General features: G+C 73.4%; 12 protein-coding genes. 6 read left to right on the top strand and 6 right to left on the bottom strand.

What is annotated here, in order from left to right; translation table 11 throughout:
• Nucleotides 1–15: 15 nt before the first annotated feature.
• Complete coding sequence (locus J2X26_RS08660; RefSeq protein WP_307491467.1) at nucleotides 16–231, top strand: hypothetical protein; 216 nt, start codon at nucleotides 16–18, stop codon at nucleotides 229–231.
• Here J2X26_RS08660 and J2X26_RS08655 read toward each other — a convergent pair.
• Entirely contained in the window at nucleotides 218–1,948 is a 1,731-nt protein-coding gene (locus J2X26_RS08655) for a hypothetical protein (protein WP_307491465.1), read from the bottom strand. The genes J2X26_RS08660 and J2X26_RS08655 overlap by 14 nt on opposite strands.
• 136 nt (nucleotides 1,949–2,084) lie before the next feature.
• Between J2X26_RS08655 and J2X26_RS08650 the strand changes: the two genes are divergently transcribed.
• Nucleotides 2,085–2,960, top strand: coding sequence for a CHAD domain-containing protein (locus J2X26_RS08650; RefSeq protein WP_307491464.1), 876 nt, complete (start codon nucleotides 2,085–2,087; stop codon nucleotides 2,958–2,960).
• Here the strand turns inward: J2X26_RS08650 and J2X26_RS08645 are convergent.
• From J2X26_RS08645 to J2X26_RS08635, 3 genes are read right to left on the bottom strand one after another with little or no spacing between them, the layout of a single operon-like run.
• The gene (locus J2X26_RS08645) at nucleotides 2,957–3,598 is read right to left on the bottom strand and encodes a hypothetical protein (protein WP_307491463.1); all 642 of its coding nucleotides are present in this window, start codon (nucleotides 3,596–3,598) and stop codon (nucleotides 2,957–2,959) included. The genes J2X26_RS08650 and J2X26_RS08645 overlap by 4 nt on opposite strands.
• A 55-nt stretch (nucleotides 3,599–3,653) precedes the next feature.
• The gene (locus tag J2X26_RS08640) at nucleotides 3,654–6,200 is read right to left on the bottom strand and encodes an ABC transporter permease (RefSeq protein WP_307491462.1); all 2,547 of its coding nucleotides are present in this window, start codon (nucleotides 6,198–6,200) and stop codon (nucleotides 3,654–3,656) included.
• Entirely contained in the window at nucleotides 6,200–6,940 is a 741-nt protein-coding gene (locus J2X26_RS08635) for an ABC transporter ATP-binding protein (protein ID WP_307491461.1), read from the bottom strand. The genes J2X26_RS08640 and J2X26_RS08635 overlap by 1 nt, the downstream gene beginning before the upstream one ends.
• Before the next feature lie 215 nt (nucleotides 6,941–7,155).
• Here J2X26_RS08635 and J2X26_RS08630 point away from each other — a divergent pair, with 215 nt between their 5' ends.
• The 3 genes from J2X26_RS08630 (at nucleotide 7,156) to J2X26_RS08620 (ending at nucleotide 10,085) form a co-directional block, all read left to right on the top strand.
• Nucleotides 7,156–8,544: a DEAD/DEAH box helicase gene (locus J2X26_RS08630; protein ID WP_307491458.1), complete on the top strand. Its 1,389-nt coding sequence runs from the start codon at nucleotides 7,156–7,158 to the stop codon at nucleotides 8,542–8,544.
• Nucleotides 8,545–8,682: 138 nt separating this feature from the next.
• Nucleotides 8,683–9,285, top strand: coding sequence for a sulfite oxidase-like oxidoreductase (locus J2X26_RS08625; protein WP_307491457.1), 603 nt, complete (start codon nucleotides 8,683–8,685; stop codon nucleotides 9,283–9,285).
• A gap of 2 nt (nucleotides 9,286–9,287) precedes the next feature.
• Entirely contained in the window at nucleotides 9,288–10,085 is a 798-nt protein-coding gene (locus J2X26_RS08620; RefSeq protein ID WP_307491455.1) for a ferredoxin reductase, read from the top strand.
• A gap of 51 nt (nucleotides 10,086–10,136) precedes the next feature.
• Here the strand turns inward: J2X26_RS08620 and J2X26_RS08615 are convergent, their stop codons facing one another.
• Nucleotides 10,137–12,821: a phosphoenolpyruvate carboxylase gene (locus tag J2X26_RS08615; RefSeq protein ID WP_439897830.1), complete on the bottom strand. Its 2,685-nt coding sequence runs from the start codon at nucleotides 12,819–12,821 to the stop codon at nucleotides 10,137–10,139.
• A gap of 117 nt (nucleotides 12,822–12,938) precedes the next feature.
• Here J2X26_RS08615 and J2X26_RS08610 point away from each other — a divergent pair, with 117 nt between their 5' ends.
• Entirely contained in the window at nucleotides 12,939–13,937 is a 999-nt protein-coding gene (locus tag J2X26_RS08610; RefSeq protein WP_307491454.1) for a ketopantoate reductase family protein, read from the top strand.
• Between the two features lie 73 nt (nucleotides 13,938–14,010).
• Here the strand turns inward: J2X26_RS08610 and J2X26_RS08605 are convergent, their stop codons facing one another.
• Nucleotides 14,011–15,417: an endo-1,4-beta-xylanase gene (locus J2X26_RS08605; RefSeq protein ID WP_307491452.1), complete on the bottom strand. Its 1,407-nt coding sequence runs from the start codon at nucleotides 15,415–15,417 to the stop codon at nucleotides 14,011–14,013.
• Nucleotides 15,418–15,560 lie beyond the last annotated feature (143 nt).

Here is a 15,560-nt window from a genome sequence, read left to right as displayed (position 1 = left end):
TACCGAGGAGTGCTCGTGCCGAAGAAGCAGCGCCGTGACATGACCGAGTGGTGGCTGACGTACCTGGGCCCCGCGCAGGTGGGCAACATCCGCGGCCCCCGCAAGGTGCTGACCGACGACGAGGTGGCCCGCGACACCGAGCTCCAGCAGCAGTTCGACCGGGTCGTCGACGCGCGCGGCCGGACCTTCCTGGTGGAACGCGGAACCGGTGGCAGCACTACTGGTAGCTGACCAGGTCCGGCACCGGCTGGACCTGGTACGTCTGCGTCGGGTCCAGCATGGGGACGTCCTCGTCGAAGAAGTTCTTCCACCCCCAGTGCACGGGCGGCGCGTCCGTGCGCAGCGCGTTCCAGGTGCCCGCCTTGGCCGGCTGCGAGCCCTGGCCGTCGACGTGGATCACGATCGCCAGCTCGTCGCGGGAGACGTCGAGCCGGGCGCGGTCCTGGATCATCCGACCCGCGAACTGGTGCAGGACGAGCATCTTCTGCGGCAGGGCACGCTGCGCCGTGAAGTCCGCGAGCCAGGCCGAGACGCCGTTGACCTCGTCGATGCCGACGGAGCCGATCTGGCGCAGGTGCACCTGGTCGGGGGCCAGCCGCCACTCGGGGTCGAGCGCGAGCCCGACGTACGGGAGCGCCAGCAGGTCGGCGTACTGCTGCGCCTGCGTGAGGAAGTCCGTGCGGCCGGGCTGCAGGTCGAGGACGACCGCCATGCCCGCCGCTCCTGCGGCCTCCACCAACGGACGCAGCGCCTCGACGGGCCGCTCGTCGGAGTAGTTGCCGTCGTCGCCCGGTCCCGCTGAGGCGATCGTCGCGATGATCTCCACGGCAGGCACGACGGCGTCCGTGGTGAGGGTCCGGTACGGCGCCGCGGTCGCGTCGGCGCGAGCCAGCGTCGCGGGCACGTCCTGCTCCCCGAGCACGCCGAGCGCCGCCGAGCCCGGCGTGCCGTAGAGGGCGACGTACTTCTTCCCTGGCACGCCCGGGACCTGCGGGAACACCAGCTGCCCGCCGCCACCCAGGAGCACCCCGGTCGACGCGGTGGCCACCCGGCGGGCGAGCTGGTCCGGCGGTCCGAACGCAGCCCCGAGCGCGATCGTGTGCTCCGGCGCGGCCGCCGCGATCGCCTGGACCCCGGGCGTCGTGGCGCGCGGGTCGCCACCGGGGGCGTCGAGCACCGGCACCCCGGCTGCCCGGAGCGTCGCGAGCGCGGCGAGCGGGTCGACGCCGACGCCGGTGAGCGCGACGGTGCCGACGACGGCCGCCGGCGGGCGCGCCCCTGGCAGCGACGGCGTCGGCGACGGGGTCCCGGACGCCGTCGGAGCGCTCGACGTCGGGGTGGGGATCGCACCGGGGACGACGAGCACCGCCGGTCGCGGCCCGGTGAGCGCGCGGACCGTGCCGGCCTCCTGTCCGGCGGTCACCTCGGTGGGTGCCCCGAACCGCGCCCCGGTCGCTGCGCGCAGCGCATCAGCGCCCGCGCCGGCCGGCACGGGCACGACGGTGACGGCGCTCGGCGGCGTCAGGGTGACCGCCCCGACCGCGAGCACCGCCTCGGCGTCGAGCCGGACCAGCTCGGCGAGGAGCGGAGCAGGATCGGTCGCGGGCCCGATCAGCAGGACGGGGGCGCCGAGCGCCACGGCCGCCGAGGCGGCGGTGAGCTGCGCGGCGACGTCGTCGGTCGGCGCGACGACCACGACGGGAGCAGTCAGGAAGACGGCACGGGATGCCTCGAGCGCCGCGTCCTGCGGGGTGGCCGCCGGGAGGACCGTCGCGGCCTCGGCAGGTGCTCCGACCTGCGCGGACACCGGGGTCGGCGTCGGCGTGGGTGTCGGTGTGGGCGTGGCCGTCGTCGCCGAGGGCTCGACCGCTCCCCCGTCATCGGTGCACCCGGCGAGGGCGACCACGACGAGCAGGGCTGCGACGACCGCAGCACGTCGTCGGCCCATCGGCACGGGTCTACCTCCTGGTCGCGAACGACCGTCAGCATACGAGGGACTCACGGGACGGACCGCCTGGCGAGCGGCTCGCGAGAGTGACGCGGGGCTGCTCGCGGGACGCCGGGCGGCGTGACAGGCTCGACAGATGGGATCCGCGGGCGAGGTCGTGCAGGCGTACGTCTCCACCCAGACCGAGCGGCTGCTCGCCGCGGTCCCCGGGGTGCGGGACGGGGACGACGACGCCGTGCACGACGCCCGGGTGGCCACCCGACGGCTGCGCGCGGCCCTGTCGGTGTACCGACCGGTGCTGGATCGCGAGGTCACCGATCCGGTGCGCGACGAGCTGGCCGAGCTCGGGCACGTGCTCGGCACCGCCCGGGACGCCTACGTCGAGGGCCACGCGCTGCGGCGCCGGCTCGCGCACGAGGACCCCGGACTCGTCGTCGGCCCGATCGAGCAGCGGATCGACGAGGACCGCTCCGCCGCCCGCCTCCTCGCGCAGGACCGGGTGGACGCGTGGCTGGCGTCGGCGCGGTTCGCGGAGCTCGTCGCGACCCTGGCGCAGGACCTGCCACCAGGCCCGAAGGCCTCCCGCAAGGCCACCGCGGTCCTCCCTCGCCGCGCCCACCGAGCGTGGGACCGTCTCGATCGTGCGCTGGAGGTCGCCGCGGCAGCCGCTGCCGGGGAGGAGCGTGACGAGGCCTTGCACGAGGTCCGCAAGGCGGCGCGACGCGCCCGGTACGCCAGCGAGGTGGCGGCAGCGAGCGTCGGAGCGCCTGCGCGGCGCAGCGCGAAGCGGGCGCACCGCGTGCAGGAGGTCCTCGGGGCGCAGCACGACGCCGTGACCCGGCAGGAGACGCTGCGCCGGCTCGCCCACCAGGCCGAGCTCGATGGGGAGAGCACCTTCACGTACGGCCGGCTGCACGCCCTGGAGCAGAGGGCCGGGGAGGCGGCCCAGGACGCTGCCGCGAAGCCGCTGCGACGCGCGGCAGACCCGGGGCACCGCCGCTGGATGGGCTAGTCGCTGGGATCGCCCGCGCGGTGGTTGTGCCCGAGGCTCTCCAGGAACCGTGGACCGCGCGTGGCCAGCTCGGCCTCGTACGCGGCGGACCACGTCCCGTAGGGCGTGCCCGCCAGCGCGTCGTTGGAGAACCGCGGGTCCGAGGTCACCTCGGTGACGCAGAAGTCGGGGATGGTCAGGTCGGTGACCGGGCCGCCGCGTTCCACCTCGGCGATCATCAGCGGCGCGTTGCCGCCCGCGAACGTGTCGACCACCCAGCCGTCGTCGCCCAGCCAGACCGAGTGGCGGGTCTTGGCCACGCGGGCGCCGCCGCGCCGGACCAGCTCGATGCCGACCGAGACGTCGAGCTCGCGCTCTGCCTCGTAGCGGGTGCCCTCGTTCATGGGCCCCTTGACGGTGATCGCGCAGAAGTCCATCTGGTCGGCGTACCGGTCGAGGATCGCCAGCTCGTCGAGCCCGGGCTCCAGCACGAGCCCCTCGACGGTGGCCTGCACGCGGACGCGGATGGCGAAGCCGGCGTCGGCCAGGACGTAGCTCTGGACGATCAGGGCCGGGGAGGCGTCGAGCAGGTCCGCGGGCACGTCACCCGCCCAGAAGCGACGCTCGAACTCGAAGTCGCCGTACCCCGTGTCGCTCACCCTCCGAGGGTATCCGCCGAGGTCATCATTGATCTGCACATCGGGCGTGGCCTTGTCATTCCGTGCTCACCGCGTCCAGGACCGGCAGGCGCGCCGCTCTGACCGCCGGCCACAGCGCCGCGACGACCCCGACCACCACCGCGAGCGCGAGCATCAGCGCGAGGCTCGTCCACGGGATCGCGAGCGTCCGCAGGCCCACGTCCGCGAACACCGTCGGCAGCGTCGCGGCGAGCGCGACCCCCAGCACCAGCCCGACGGTGGTGCCGAACACGGCCGTGAGCACCGACTCCAGCGTGATCGTGGTCCCCAGCTGGAGCCGGCCCAGGCCGACCGCGCGGAGCAGCCCGATCTCGCGGGTGCGCTCGATCACGGACAGGGCGAGCGTGTTCACGATGCCGAGCACGGCGATGACGACGGACAGCCCGAGCAGCGCGTAGAGGATCACGAGCACCCGGTCCACCTGTGCGGCCAGGTCCGAGACGAACTCCTCGCTGTCCATCACCGAGACGACCACGTACGGGCGGACCGCCGCGGTGAGCTCGTCGCGCAGCGCCGTGACGTCGGCCCCGTCGGCCGCCGTGACGAAGACCGTGGTCACGCGCTGCTCGTCGGGCGGGAAGAGCGGGTCGAGCACGTCCTGCGACACGACGAACGGCACCCCGAACGCGGGCGAGTCGATGACGGCGCCGATCGTGAGCGTCTCCGCGCCCGACGAGCCGACGAGGTCCAGCTCCTGCCCGAGCGACCAGTCCTCGTCGTCCATCGTGGTCCGCTGCACGGCGACCTCGCCGACCGCGAGCGCGGCGGGGAAGTCGCCCTCGACCACCTCGGTCCGGATGCTGCGGCCGACCGCGTCGGGGTCGATGCCGGTGATCGCGAAGGCGGAGTCGCCGACGAGCACGTTGGCGGTCGCGAACGTGTCGGCCGCCCGCACGTCGGGCAGCGCCCGGACGGCGACGACGGCCTGCTCCGGCACCGTGCCCTGGGCGGCCCCGCGCAGGATGTAGTCGGTGGTGGCCTCCTGCGTGACGATGGCGCTGGTCGACGCCTGGGTGGTGGCCGCGATCACGGCGGCGGCACCCACGAGGGCCATCCCGATCATCAGGGCGCCCGCGGTGTTCGCCGTGCGCCGGGGGTTGCGGGTGACGTTGCCCCGCGCCAGCGGACCCACCGGGCGCCAGGCGGCGAACGGGAGGGCCGCCACCCGCAGGAACCCGCGCGCCAGCACCGGCGACGCGGCGAGCACCCCCAGGACCACCGCGCCAGCGCCGATCCCGAGCACCGCTCCGGCGTGGTCCGCGGTCGGGTCCAGCAGCGCGACGACGACCGCGGCGACGCCCAGCACCACCAGCGCGATCCCCACGACGGCCCGTCGGGTCAGGGAGCGCTCGGGCAGGAGGACCTCGTCGCGCAACGCCTCGACGGGCGGCACCAGCGCCGCCCGCCGGGCGGGCAGCGCCGCGGCGAGCACGCTCACCAGGGTGCCGACCAGCACCGAGACCACAAGCGTGAACCCGTCGAGCGGCACCCGGCCGGTGAGCTCCATGCCGAACCGGCCGAGCACCCCGCGGAGCACGACGACCAGGCCGAGGCCGCCGGCCACGCCGAGGACCGCGCCCACCACGCCGACGATCGCGGCCTGCAGCACGATCGAGGTGAACACCTGCAGCGGCGACGCGCCGACCGCCCGGAGCAGTGCGAGCTCGCGCGTCCGCTGCCGGACCCACATGGAGAACGTGTTGGCGATGATGAAGCCGCCGACGAACAGCGAGATCCCCGCGAAGACCAGCAGGAACGTCGTGATGAACCCGAGGACCGTGAGGATGTTCTCGGTGGACTGCTCGCGCACCTCGTCCCCGGTGACCGCCTCCGCCGGGACGCCCGACTCGGCCAGGACGGGAGCGAGCTGGTCCACCAGCTGCTGCTCGGTCAGCCCGTCGTCCGCGAGCACGGAGATGGTGGCGACCGTGCCGTCCGGCGCGAACGCGGCCTCGGCTGTCTCCGGGTCGAGGAAGACGACGGTGGCACCGGCCAGGGCGGCACCGAGCCCCATCTCGCCGACGACCGTGACCGGGCGGACCTCACCGCCGACGACCACGCTCGTCGCGTCACCGATCGCCAGCCCCGACGCGGCCAGCGACGCCGACTCCACCCCGATCTCGTCGGCGTCGGCGGGCGCCCGCCCGGCGACCACGTCCACGGCCGGGTCCCGCGGGTCGTAGGAGAACGCGAAGCTCGGCGCCTGCGTGCTCTGCACCGCGGTGCCGTCGGCGCCGACGAGGACGAGCGGTCCCTGCACGTCGGGGAGCACCGCGGCCACCCCGTCGACCGCCTCGAGCTCGTCCACCAGGGTCAGCGGCACCGGGTTGCGCACCTCCGGGCTGATCCGGTCCGGCCCGCCCGTTCCCCCGGCCGCCTCCGAGCCGCGGACGTAGGCGTCGCCGAGCGTCGTCGTCGCGACGATGTCGGTGAACGTGGAGCTCAGCATCGTGCGCAGCGCGAACGTCCCCGCGACGAACGCCACCCCGAGCGCGACCGCGAGCACCGACAGGCAGAACCGCACGAGGTGCGCGCGCACCCCGCGCAGCGCGACGCGAACCATCAGGGCGTTCCGACGCGGATCGCCGTCAGAGCGGCCAGCACCGTCTCCGCCGTCGGGTCCCGCAGCTCGCCCACCAGCCGCCCGTCCGCCAGGAACAGCACCCGGTGGGCGTAGCCGGCCGACGTGGGGTCGTGCGTGACCATCACCACGGACTGCCCGAGCTCGTCGACGCTGCTGCGCAGGAACCCGAGCACCTCCGCCGCGGACGTGCTGTCCAGGTTGCCGGTGGGCTCGTCCGCGAACACCACCGCCGGCCGGGCGACGAGTGCCCGCGCGCACGCCACCCGCTGCTGCTGCCCCCCGGACAGCTCGTTCGGCTTGTGCCCGAGCCGGTCGGTGAGCCCGAGCGTCTCCACCACGAGGTCGAGGTGGGCGCGGTCGACGTGCCGCCGGGCGATGTCGAGCGGCAGGGTGATGTTCTCCAGAGCCGTCAGCGTGGGCACCAGGTTGTACGCCTGGAAGACGAACCCGATCCTCGTCCGGCGCAGCGCCGTCAGCTTCCGCTCCGACATGCTGCTCACCGTCTGGCCGTCGACCACCACCGTCCCGGACGTCGGTCGGTCCAGCCCCGCGAGGCAGTGCATGAGCGTCGACTTGCCGGAGCCGGACGGCCCCATGATCGCGGTCAGCTCCCCGCGGACCAGGTCGACGTCCACCCCGTCGAGCGCCCGGACGGCGGTCGCGCCCGCGCCGTAGACCTTCACCAGGTCGTGCGCGGAGGCGATCACAGGAGCGGTCATGCGGGGGCGTTCCTCCTCGTCAGCAGGGTGTCTGCCACCGATCGTGCCTTGTGACGCTCACCACCGCGAGCCACGTCCCGGCATCCCGTGTGAGAGGGTAGGCGCACCAAGGGCTGCGCGAACCTGCGCGCCCCGCGTCGTGGAGGTCCCCCGGAGCACCCGCTCTGGTTGCTCTGGCGGCGGACCCCGACCAAGCCCCGAGAGGCTCTTTCTCTATGACGTCGTTCACCGATCTTGGCGTGCCCGCTGCCCTCACGGCAGCGCTCACCGCACAGGGCATCACCGCCCCCTTCCCCATCCAGACCGCCACGCTGCCCGACTCGCTGGCCGGCCGCGACGTCCTCGGCCGCGGCCGCACGGGCTCCGGAAAGACGCTCGCGTTCGCCCTGCCGCTCGTCGTGCGGCTCGCCGCCACCGCCGGCAAGGGCAAGGCGCCCCGCCGCCCCCGCGCCCTCGTCCTGGCCCCGACGCGCGAGCTCGCGTCGCAGATCGACGCGACCATCGCGCCGCTGGCCAAGGTGCTCGGCCTCAACACGACCGTGATCTTCGGCGGCGTGTCGCAGGGCAAGCAGACCTCCGCCCTCAACGGCGGCATCGACATCGTCATCGCCTGCCCCGGCCGGCTCGAGGACCTGCTCAACCAGAAGGCCCTCACGCTCGACGACGTGCAGATCACCGTGCTCGACGAGGCCGACCACATGGCCGACCTCGGCTTCCTGCCCGGCGTGAAGCGGATCATGGACAAGACCCCGAAGGCCGGCCAGCGCCTGCTCTTCTCGGCCACCCTGGACAAGGGTGTCGACCAGCTGGTCAAGCGGTACCTGACCTCGCCCGTCGAGCACTCCGTGGACAGCGCCGAGTCCCCCGTCGCCGCGATGACCCACCACCTGTTCGAGGTCCGCGACGCCGACGCCAAGAAGCAGGTCGTCCACCACCTCGCCTCCGGCACCGGACGCCGCGTGCTGTTCATGCGCACCAAGCACCAGGCGAAGAAGCTGGCCAAGCAGCTGACCATGGACGGCATCCCGGCCGTGGACCTGCACGGCAACCTGGCGCAGGGCGCCCGCGAGCGGAACCTCGAGGCGTTCTCCTCCGGTGCGGTCCGCGTGCTCGTCGCCACCGACATCGCCGCGCGTGGCATCCACGTCGACGACATCGAGCTCGTCGTGCACGTCGACCCGCCGGCCGAGCACAAGGCGTACCTGCACCGCTCCGGCCGCACCGCGCGTGCCGGGTCGGGTGGCGACGTCGTCACGATCGTCCTGCCCGAGCAGCGCGGCGACGTCCGCCAGCTCACGCGTGCCGCCAAGATCACCGCGACGCCGAAGCCTGTCTTCCCCGGTGACGCGACGCTCACGCGCCTCGTCGGCGAGGTCGCCGCGCCCGTGAAGTACGTGGCCCCGCCTGCTCAGCCCACCAACGGTGGCGGCGGTGGCGGCGGCGGACGTGGCCGAGGCCGTGGCCGCGGTGGCGCCCCCGCAACGGCCGCTCCGGCCGCCGGCTCCGGCCAGCGTCGCCGTCGCGGTGGCAGCGGTCGCGGCACCGGCAGCGGCTCCGGTGCGTCGACCTCGGGCGGCCCGCGCGTGGTGTACTCGCGCGGCTGACGCCGACATACGCACAGTTCAGAGGCCGGTCCGGATCGTCGGGCCGGCCTCTGGCGCATCCGCAGGGTGGGGCCGCATGATGATCCGGAGCGTCTCCGACACCCGGGAGTGAACCATGTCGAACCGCACGGCGTCCTGATGGCGATCATCTCCCGCGGGTTCCGCGGCAAGCGCGAGGTCGACCCCCGGATCCCGCCCGGTCAGTACCTCGAGCGCGGGTTCCCCGTGCTGTCGGCGGGCCCGACACCGCGCGCCGACCTGTCCACGTGGACGTTCTCGATCACCGCCGGCGGGGCGCCGCGCGCCAGCTGGACGTGGTCCGAGCTGACGCACCTGCCCCACGACGACATCGTCAAGGACATCCACTGCGTGACCAAGTGGAGCAAGCTCGACTCCGCATGGCGGGGCATCTCGCTGGACACGCTGCTCGACGGCGTCGAGGTGGCGCCCGAGGAGCAGTACGTGATGGCGCACTGCGACGGTGGCTACACGACGAACGTCCCGCTGGCGGACCTGCGCGGCGGCAAGGCCTGGATCGCCTACCAGTACGACGGCGCCCCGCTGCCCCCCGAGCACGGCGGCCCGGCCCGGCTGCTCATCCCGCACCTGTACTTCTGGAAGTCCGCCAAGTGGGTCCGCAGCATCGACCTGATGACCGAGGACACGTGGGGGTTCTGGGAGCGGCTCGGGTACCACGCCTACGGGGACCCCTGGAAGGAGCAGCGGTACTGGGGAGACTGAGCATGACCTCCACCGACACCTCGCCCGACACCGAGCTGTACGCCCTCCCCTGGATGGTCGGCACGCTCGTGGCACGCACCGCCGAGACGCCCACCGCCATGACGCTCGAGCTCGACGTCCCCGGCTGGCGCGGCGCCCTGGCGGGCCAGCACGTCGACGTCCGGCTGACCGCGGAGGACGGCTACTCGACGCAGCGCTCCTATTCCTTGGCGTCCGCCGGCACGATGGGACTGCCCGGCGTGCCGCCCGACCCCGCCCTGCACGACAGCCGGATCGCGCTCACCGTGCAGGTGGTCGACGACGGCGAGGTGTCCCCGTACCTCACCGAGGACCTGCAGGTGGGCGACGAGATCGAGCTCCGCGGACCCGTCGGGCACTGGTTCGTCTGGCAGCCTGCCGACCCGCACCCCGTGCAGCTCATCGGCGGCGGGTCCGGTCTGGTCCCGCTCATGTCGATGCTGCGCACGCGACGGCTCGCCGGGAGCACGGCGCCGTTCCGGCTGGTCGTCTCGGTGCGCACCCCGACGGACGCGATCTACGCCGACGAGCTCGAGACCCTCGGCGGCGACGTCGGGATCACCCGCGTCTGGACCCGCGAGGGCCCCGACGGCTGGACCGGCCGCGTCGGCCGGGTCGACGCCGCCCAGCTGGAGGCCGTCTGCTTCCCGCCGGACGAGCGCGCGCACGTGTTCGTGTGCGGGCCGACGCCGTTCGTCGAGTCCGTCGCCGACACCCTGGTCGACCTCGGCCACGACCCGGAGCGCATCCGCACGGAACGGTTCGGGCCGACCGGCCCGTAGAACGACGGACGGACCCGGCGTCTGCCGGGTCCGTCCGTGGGTCGGTTCTGGTCAGCCCGTGTTCTGCAGGCCCGCGGCCACGCCGTTGACGGTCAGCAGCAGGAGCCGGCGCAGGTCGTCCGCCTGCTCCGGTGCAGCACCGGTGCGCAGACCGCGCAGGGCGCGCAGCTGGAGGAGCGACAGCGCGTCGACGTACGGGCTGCGCAGCTGCACGGCTCGGCCGAGGATCCGGCGGCGGGACAGGATCGCCTCGCTCTGCGTGATGGCCAGCACCCACTGCCGGGTCAGCGCCATCTCCTCGAGCACCAGCTGCGCCAGGTCGTCGCGGTCCCCGAGCTCCAGGTATCGCTCCGCGATGCGCTCGTCGGTCTTGGCCAGCGACATCTCGACGTTGTCGATCATCGTGGTGAACAGCGGCCACTGGGCGTAGGCCTCACGCAGCTCGTCCAGGTCGTCCGTCGCCGCCAGCGCGGTGCCCAGGCCGTACCAGCCGGCCAGGTTGATCCGCGCCTGCGACCAGCTGAACACCCACGGGATCGCCCGCAGGTCGTCCAGCGACTCGACCGACAGACCGCGGCGGGCGGGACGCGAGCCGATCGGCAGCAGGCCGACCTCCTCGAGCGGGGTGACCTGGGCGAACCACTGCGGGAAGCCGGGGGCCTTGACCAGCTCGTGGAACCGGGTGCGCGACGACTCGTCGAGCTTCGCGGCGAGCGCGGTGAACCGCTCGGTGGCCGCGGCGTTGCGACGCTCGACCGAGGGCGCCCCGGCCAGCAGAGTGGCCGCGGCGACCTGCTCGATGTGGCGCGCGGCGATGACCGGGTCGCCGTAGCGGGCGAAGATGACCTCGCCCTGCTCGGTGAGCTTGAACCGGCCGTCGACCGACCCCGGGGGCTGCGCGAGCAGCGCACGGTTGGCGGGCCCGCCACCGCGCCCCAGGGCACCACCGCGGCCGTGGAAGAGCGTGAGCACGATGTCGTTGCGACGCGCCCACTCGGTGATGCGGCGCTGCGCGGTGTCCAGTGTCAGCGTGGCGGAGACGGGGCCGACGTCCTTGGACGAGTCCGAGTAGCCGAGCATGACCTCGACCCGGCGGCCGTTCTCCGCGAGCCGGCGCTGCACCTGCGGGAGCGCCAGGGCGCCCTCGAGGATGTCGACCGACGCCTCGAGGTCCGCGAACGTCTCGAACAGCGGGACCGCGTCGATGATCGGCGCGTCCACCCCGGCGAACGCGATCTCGGCCAGCTGGTACACGGCGGCGAGGTGCTCGGCGGACTGCGTGAACGACACGATGTAGCGACGGGCCGCCAGCACGCCGTAGCGGCGCTGGACGGCGCCGATCGCGCGGAACGTGTCGATGACCTCGACCGTGCGCGGCTCCAGGGTGCCGTCGATGCCGTTCTTCGCGAGGTCCGCGAGCGCGCCCTCGTGCACCTGGGAGTGCTGCCGCACCTCGAGCTCGGCCAGGTGGAACCCGAAGGTCTGCACCTGCCAGATGAGCCGCTGGAGGTCGCCGTAGGCCGACCGCGTCGCCCCGGCCTCGGCCAGGGAGCGCTGCACGACGGCGAGGTCGGCCTCGAGCTCCGACGCGGCGCCGTACCCGAGGTCCGCGTTGCGCGTCCGCGTCGCCGCGATGCGCTCCGCCAGGAAGTAGACGACACGACGGTGCGGCTCGTTGGGGGCGTCGCCTGCGATCCGCGCGGCCAGCGCCGCGGACAGGCCGCGCTGACGCTGCCACAGGGCGCTCAGCTCGGCGGAGCTCGGCGTGCCGGAGGCGTCGAGGGTGAGCCCGTGCGCGGTCTTGCGGGCCGAGGACTCGAGCTCCAGCAGGGCGTGCTCGGAGGCCATCGCCGCGGCGGTCTCGGTGATCTCGGCGGTGACGTTCGGGTTTCCGTCGCGGTCCCCGCCGATCCAGGTCCCCAGTCGCGCGAACGAGCGCACGGCCGGAGCCGTCGTACCGGCGGCATCGGCCAGGAGCCAGTCGTCGAGGCGGCGGTAGACGGCCGGCAGGACGTCGGCGAGCGTCGCCTCGAACACGTTGATGACGGTGCGGACCTCGTCGAGCACCGACGGCTTGGCCTCGCGCAGCGGGGCGGTGCGCCAGAGCGTGTCGATCTCGCTCAGCAGCCGCCGGTCGTTCTCCGCCAGCGACATCCCGCCCGTGTAGCGCAGGTCGCGCTCCGCGACGAGCTCCGCGATGCGGCGGATGGCGCTGGACACCGCCCGGCGACGGGCCTCGGTCGGGTGCGCGGTGAACACGGGCCGGAACTCGAGCTCCGCGAGCCGCTGCCGCGCGACGTCCTCCCCCACCTCGTCGGCCAGCTGCGCGACCGCGGAGGGCAGCGAGTCGTCCGGCGCCAGGTGGTGCGGCAGGAGGTTGGCCTCGCGGTCCCGCAGGACGCGCACGCGGTGGAACTCCTCTGCGGTGTTGGCCAGGTGGAAGTAGCAGGTGAACGCCCGCGCGACCTCTTCGGCACGGGCCAGGCTGAAGCCCGCGACGAGCTCCTCGGCCTGGGCCAGCGCGCCGGCGTCGGGCCCGTTGTGCGCCCGGATGGCGAGCTCGCGCAGGTGCTCGACGTCGGCCAGCAGGTCGTCGCCGCCCGCCTCGCGCAACACCCGGCCGAGGAACTCGCCGAGCACCCGGACGTCGTTGCGCAGCGGCTCGGGGACCTCGTGGCTGGCGGGGCTCGTGGTGGAGGCCTGCACGGTGTCGCTCGGGGGAAGGGGTGCGGTCACGGGCCAAAACTAAGGCACGCGGCCCGATCCGGTCCCGGGAGTCCGAGCGATGGGCAGTGTGACGTGATCGACCACGTCCGCAGGCGACGGTTCGTCCGGTCGTGCGACGGTGTCCGGGTGCGACACATCATCATCGGGACGGGAGCGGTCGGCGGAGTGATCGGCGGGCTCCTGGCGGGTGCCGGGAAGGACGTCGTCCTCGTCGCCCGCGGCCGCCAGCTGGAGGCTCTGCGCACGGGTGGGCTCGAGGTCACGACGGCCGTCGGCACCGTGCGCGTGCACCCACCGACCGCCGCGGGACCGCAGGACGTCGGGCTGCGTCCCGACGACGTGCTCGTCCTGGCCGTGAAGAGCCAGGACACCGCCGCGGCGCTCACGGCGTGGGCCGACCGCCCCGTGGACGGTGGCGGGACAGCGGCCGAGCGGCTCCCCGTCGTCTGCGCGCAGAACGGCGTGGACAACGAGCGGGCGGCGCTCCGCCAGTTCGCGAGCGTCATCGCGATGTGCGTCTGGCTGCCCGCCACCTACCTCGAGCCCGGCCGGGTCTCCGCGGGCGGCACTCCCGTGCCGGGCGTCCTCACGATCGGTCCGGCCGCCCCCTCGTCCGTCGACGCAGACCTTCTGGCCGCGTACGCCGGTGACCTGACGGCTGCGGGCCTCCGCGCGCCCGTGACCGCCGACGTGATGGCGTGGAAGTACCGCAAGCTGCTGTCCAACCTGGCGAACGCCGTCGAGGCGCTCTGCGGGACCACGCGCGACGCCGCCGCGGGCGAGCTGGCCGCCCGAGCCGATGCCGAGGGCCGTGCGGTCCTGCAGGCCGCCGGGATCGTCGTGCTCGACGAGGCGGTGCACGACGCCGCGCGTGCCGACTTCATGATGAGCCGCCTGCCTGGGCAGGAGGGCACCGGCGGATCCTCGTGGCAGTCGCTGGTCCGGGGCACCGGGTCGATCGAGGCCGACCACCTCAACGGCGAGATCGTCCTGCTCGGGCGGCTGCACGCTGTGCCGACCCCGGTCAACGCCGTGCTGCAGCGGCGTGCCCGGCAGGCGGCCGCGACGCGGGCGACGCCCGGCTCCGTCACGGCCGACGTGCTCCTGCGCGAGACAGCCGGATGACCGACGGGGCGGGTGCGACTCCTGTGGAGTGCCGCACCCGCCCCCGCCGGCCGTAGGGACTGCCGTCAGGCCGTCAGGAGGCCGAGCACGTGACGCTCGGCCACGTCCAGTTGCCACCGTGCTGGACGGTGAACCCGAAGGACGTGGTCTGACCGGCCGAGAGCGCACCGCTCCCGCTCGGTCGCATGGTCATCACGTTGCCCGAGGAGTCCCACGTCGGGGACCCGTTCCACGTCGCGATGATCTTCTGCGGGCTCCGCACCGTGACGGTCGACTGCCAGCCGCTGATGTTGGAGTTCGCCCGGATGGTGACCGTGCCGTTGAAGCGGTCGTTCCACTTCTGACCCTCGGAGTACGTCGCCGTGCAGCTGCCGCCACCGGTGGGCGGAGGCGTCGAGGTGGTCGGGCTGGGGGTCGGGTTCGGGGACGTCGGGTTCTGCGTCGGGGTGGTCGTCCCGCCGGCGTTCAGCTGGTTGAGCACGCTGGTGTAGGCGGCCTTCTTGTTGCCGGAGCCGTCGAAGAGCAGCGGGGTGCCCGACGCGCGCCACGAGTCGCTGTCACGCACGCCCCACACCGTGATGCCCGTGCAGCGGGCGACGGACAGGCAGGCCTGGACGACGCCCTGGTACTGCTGGGCCTGGGAGCTGCCCGAGCCCTCGATGTCGAGCTCGGTGATCTGCACGTCGACGCCGAGCGCGGCGAAGTTGCGCAGGGTCACGTCGTAGTTGGACGGCACCGGGTTGCCGGAGTTGAAGTGCGCCTGGAAGCCCACGCAGTCGATGGGCACGCCACGGGACTTGAAGTCGCGGACCATGTTGTAGACGCCCTGCGTCTTGGCGTGGGACCAGTTGTCGGTGTTGTAGTCGTTGTAGCAGAGCTTGGCGCCGGGGTCGGCGGCGCGGGCGGCGCGGAACGCGGCCTCGATCCAGTCGTTTCCGGTGCGCTGCAGGTTGGAGTCGCGACGACCACCCGAGGAGCCGTCGGCGAACGCCTCGTTGACGACGTCCCACGTGTGGATCTTGCCTCGGTAGTACGTGGCGACCTGCGTGACGTGGTTGAGCATCGCGTTGCGCAGCGAGGTGCCGGACATGTTCTGCATCCAGCCGGGCTGCTGCGAGTGCCACGCGAGCGCGTGCCCGCGGACCTGCTTGCCGTTGCTGCGGGCCCAGTTCACGATCCGGTCGGCGTTGCCGTAGCTGAACTGGTTCTGGTTCGGCTCGGTCGCGTCCATCTTCATCTCGTTCTCGGCGGTGACCATGTTGAACTCACGGTTCGCGATGGTCGAGTACGTCGAGTCGCTCAGCCGGTTGGCGGCGATGGCGGTACCGAAGTAGCGCCCGCTCTCGCCGGCAGCTGCCTGCAGGGTGCTGCCCGCGGCCGCAGCCGGGACTGCCAGCGCCACGGTGAGGGCGGTGACGGCGAGGCCGCTCACGGCGGCGACGAGCCGTCCGCGTCGGTGCCTGAGTCGTGGGGTCGTCATTGATCCTCCTGGGGGTGCATGCGTCGGCTGATCGCCGGCGCCACACCCTCGACCGGTAGCGAGAAGAGGGTCAAGAGCCCAAGGCGCTTCGGTAGTTTCGAAATCTGTTCCGAAACGTTTATCCACTCTTACGGGTGATCTGC

The sequence above is a fragment of the Cellulomonas humilata genome (assembly GCF_030814415.1).
Classification (GTDB): Bacteria; Actinomycetota; Actinomycetes; order Actinomycetales; family Cellulomonadaceae; genus Cellulomonas; species Cellulomonas humilata_A.
Note: the sequence above shows the minus strand (reverse complement) of the source record. Positions and strands in the feature narration are given on the sequence as shown.

Excerpts from the sequence above, each read along its gene's own strand:
- J2X26_RS08655 (WP_307491465.1), bottom strand. The coding sequence starts at position 1,948 with ATGGGCCGACGACGTGCTGCGGTCGTCGCAGCCCTGCTCGTCGTGGTC.
- J2X26_RS08650 (WP_307491464.1), top strand. The coding sequence starts at position 2,085 with ATGGGATCCGCGGGCGAGGTCGTGCAGGCGTACGTCTCCACCCAGACC.
- J2X26_RS08640 (WP_307491462.1), bottom strand. The coding sequence starts at position 6,200 with ATGGTTCGCGTCGCGCTGCGCGGGGTGCGCGCGCACCTCGTGCGGTTC.
- J2X26_RS08635 (WP_307491461.1), bottom strand. The coding sequence starts at position 6,940 with ATGACCGCTCCTGTGATCGCCTCCGCGCACGACCTGGTGAAGGTCTAC.
- J2X26_RS08630 (WP_307491458.1), top strand. The coding sequence starts at position 7,156 with ATGACGTCGTTCACCGATCTTGGCGTGCCCGCTGCCCTCACGGCAGCG.
- J2X26_RS08625 (WP_307491457.1), top strand. The coding sequence starts at position 8,683 with ATGGCGATCATCTCCCGCGGGTTCCGCGGCAAGCGCGAGGTCGACCCC.
- J2X26_RS08620 (WP_307491455.1), top strand. The coding sequence starts at position 9,288 with ATGACCTCCACCGACACCTCGCCCGACACCGAGCTGTACGCCCTCCCC.
- J2X26_RS08605 (WP_307491452.1), bottom strand. The coding sequence starts at position 15,417 with ATGACGACCCCACGACTCAGGCACCGACGCGGACGGCTCGTCGCCGCC.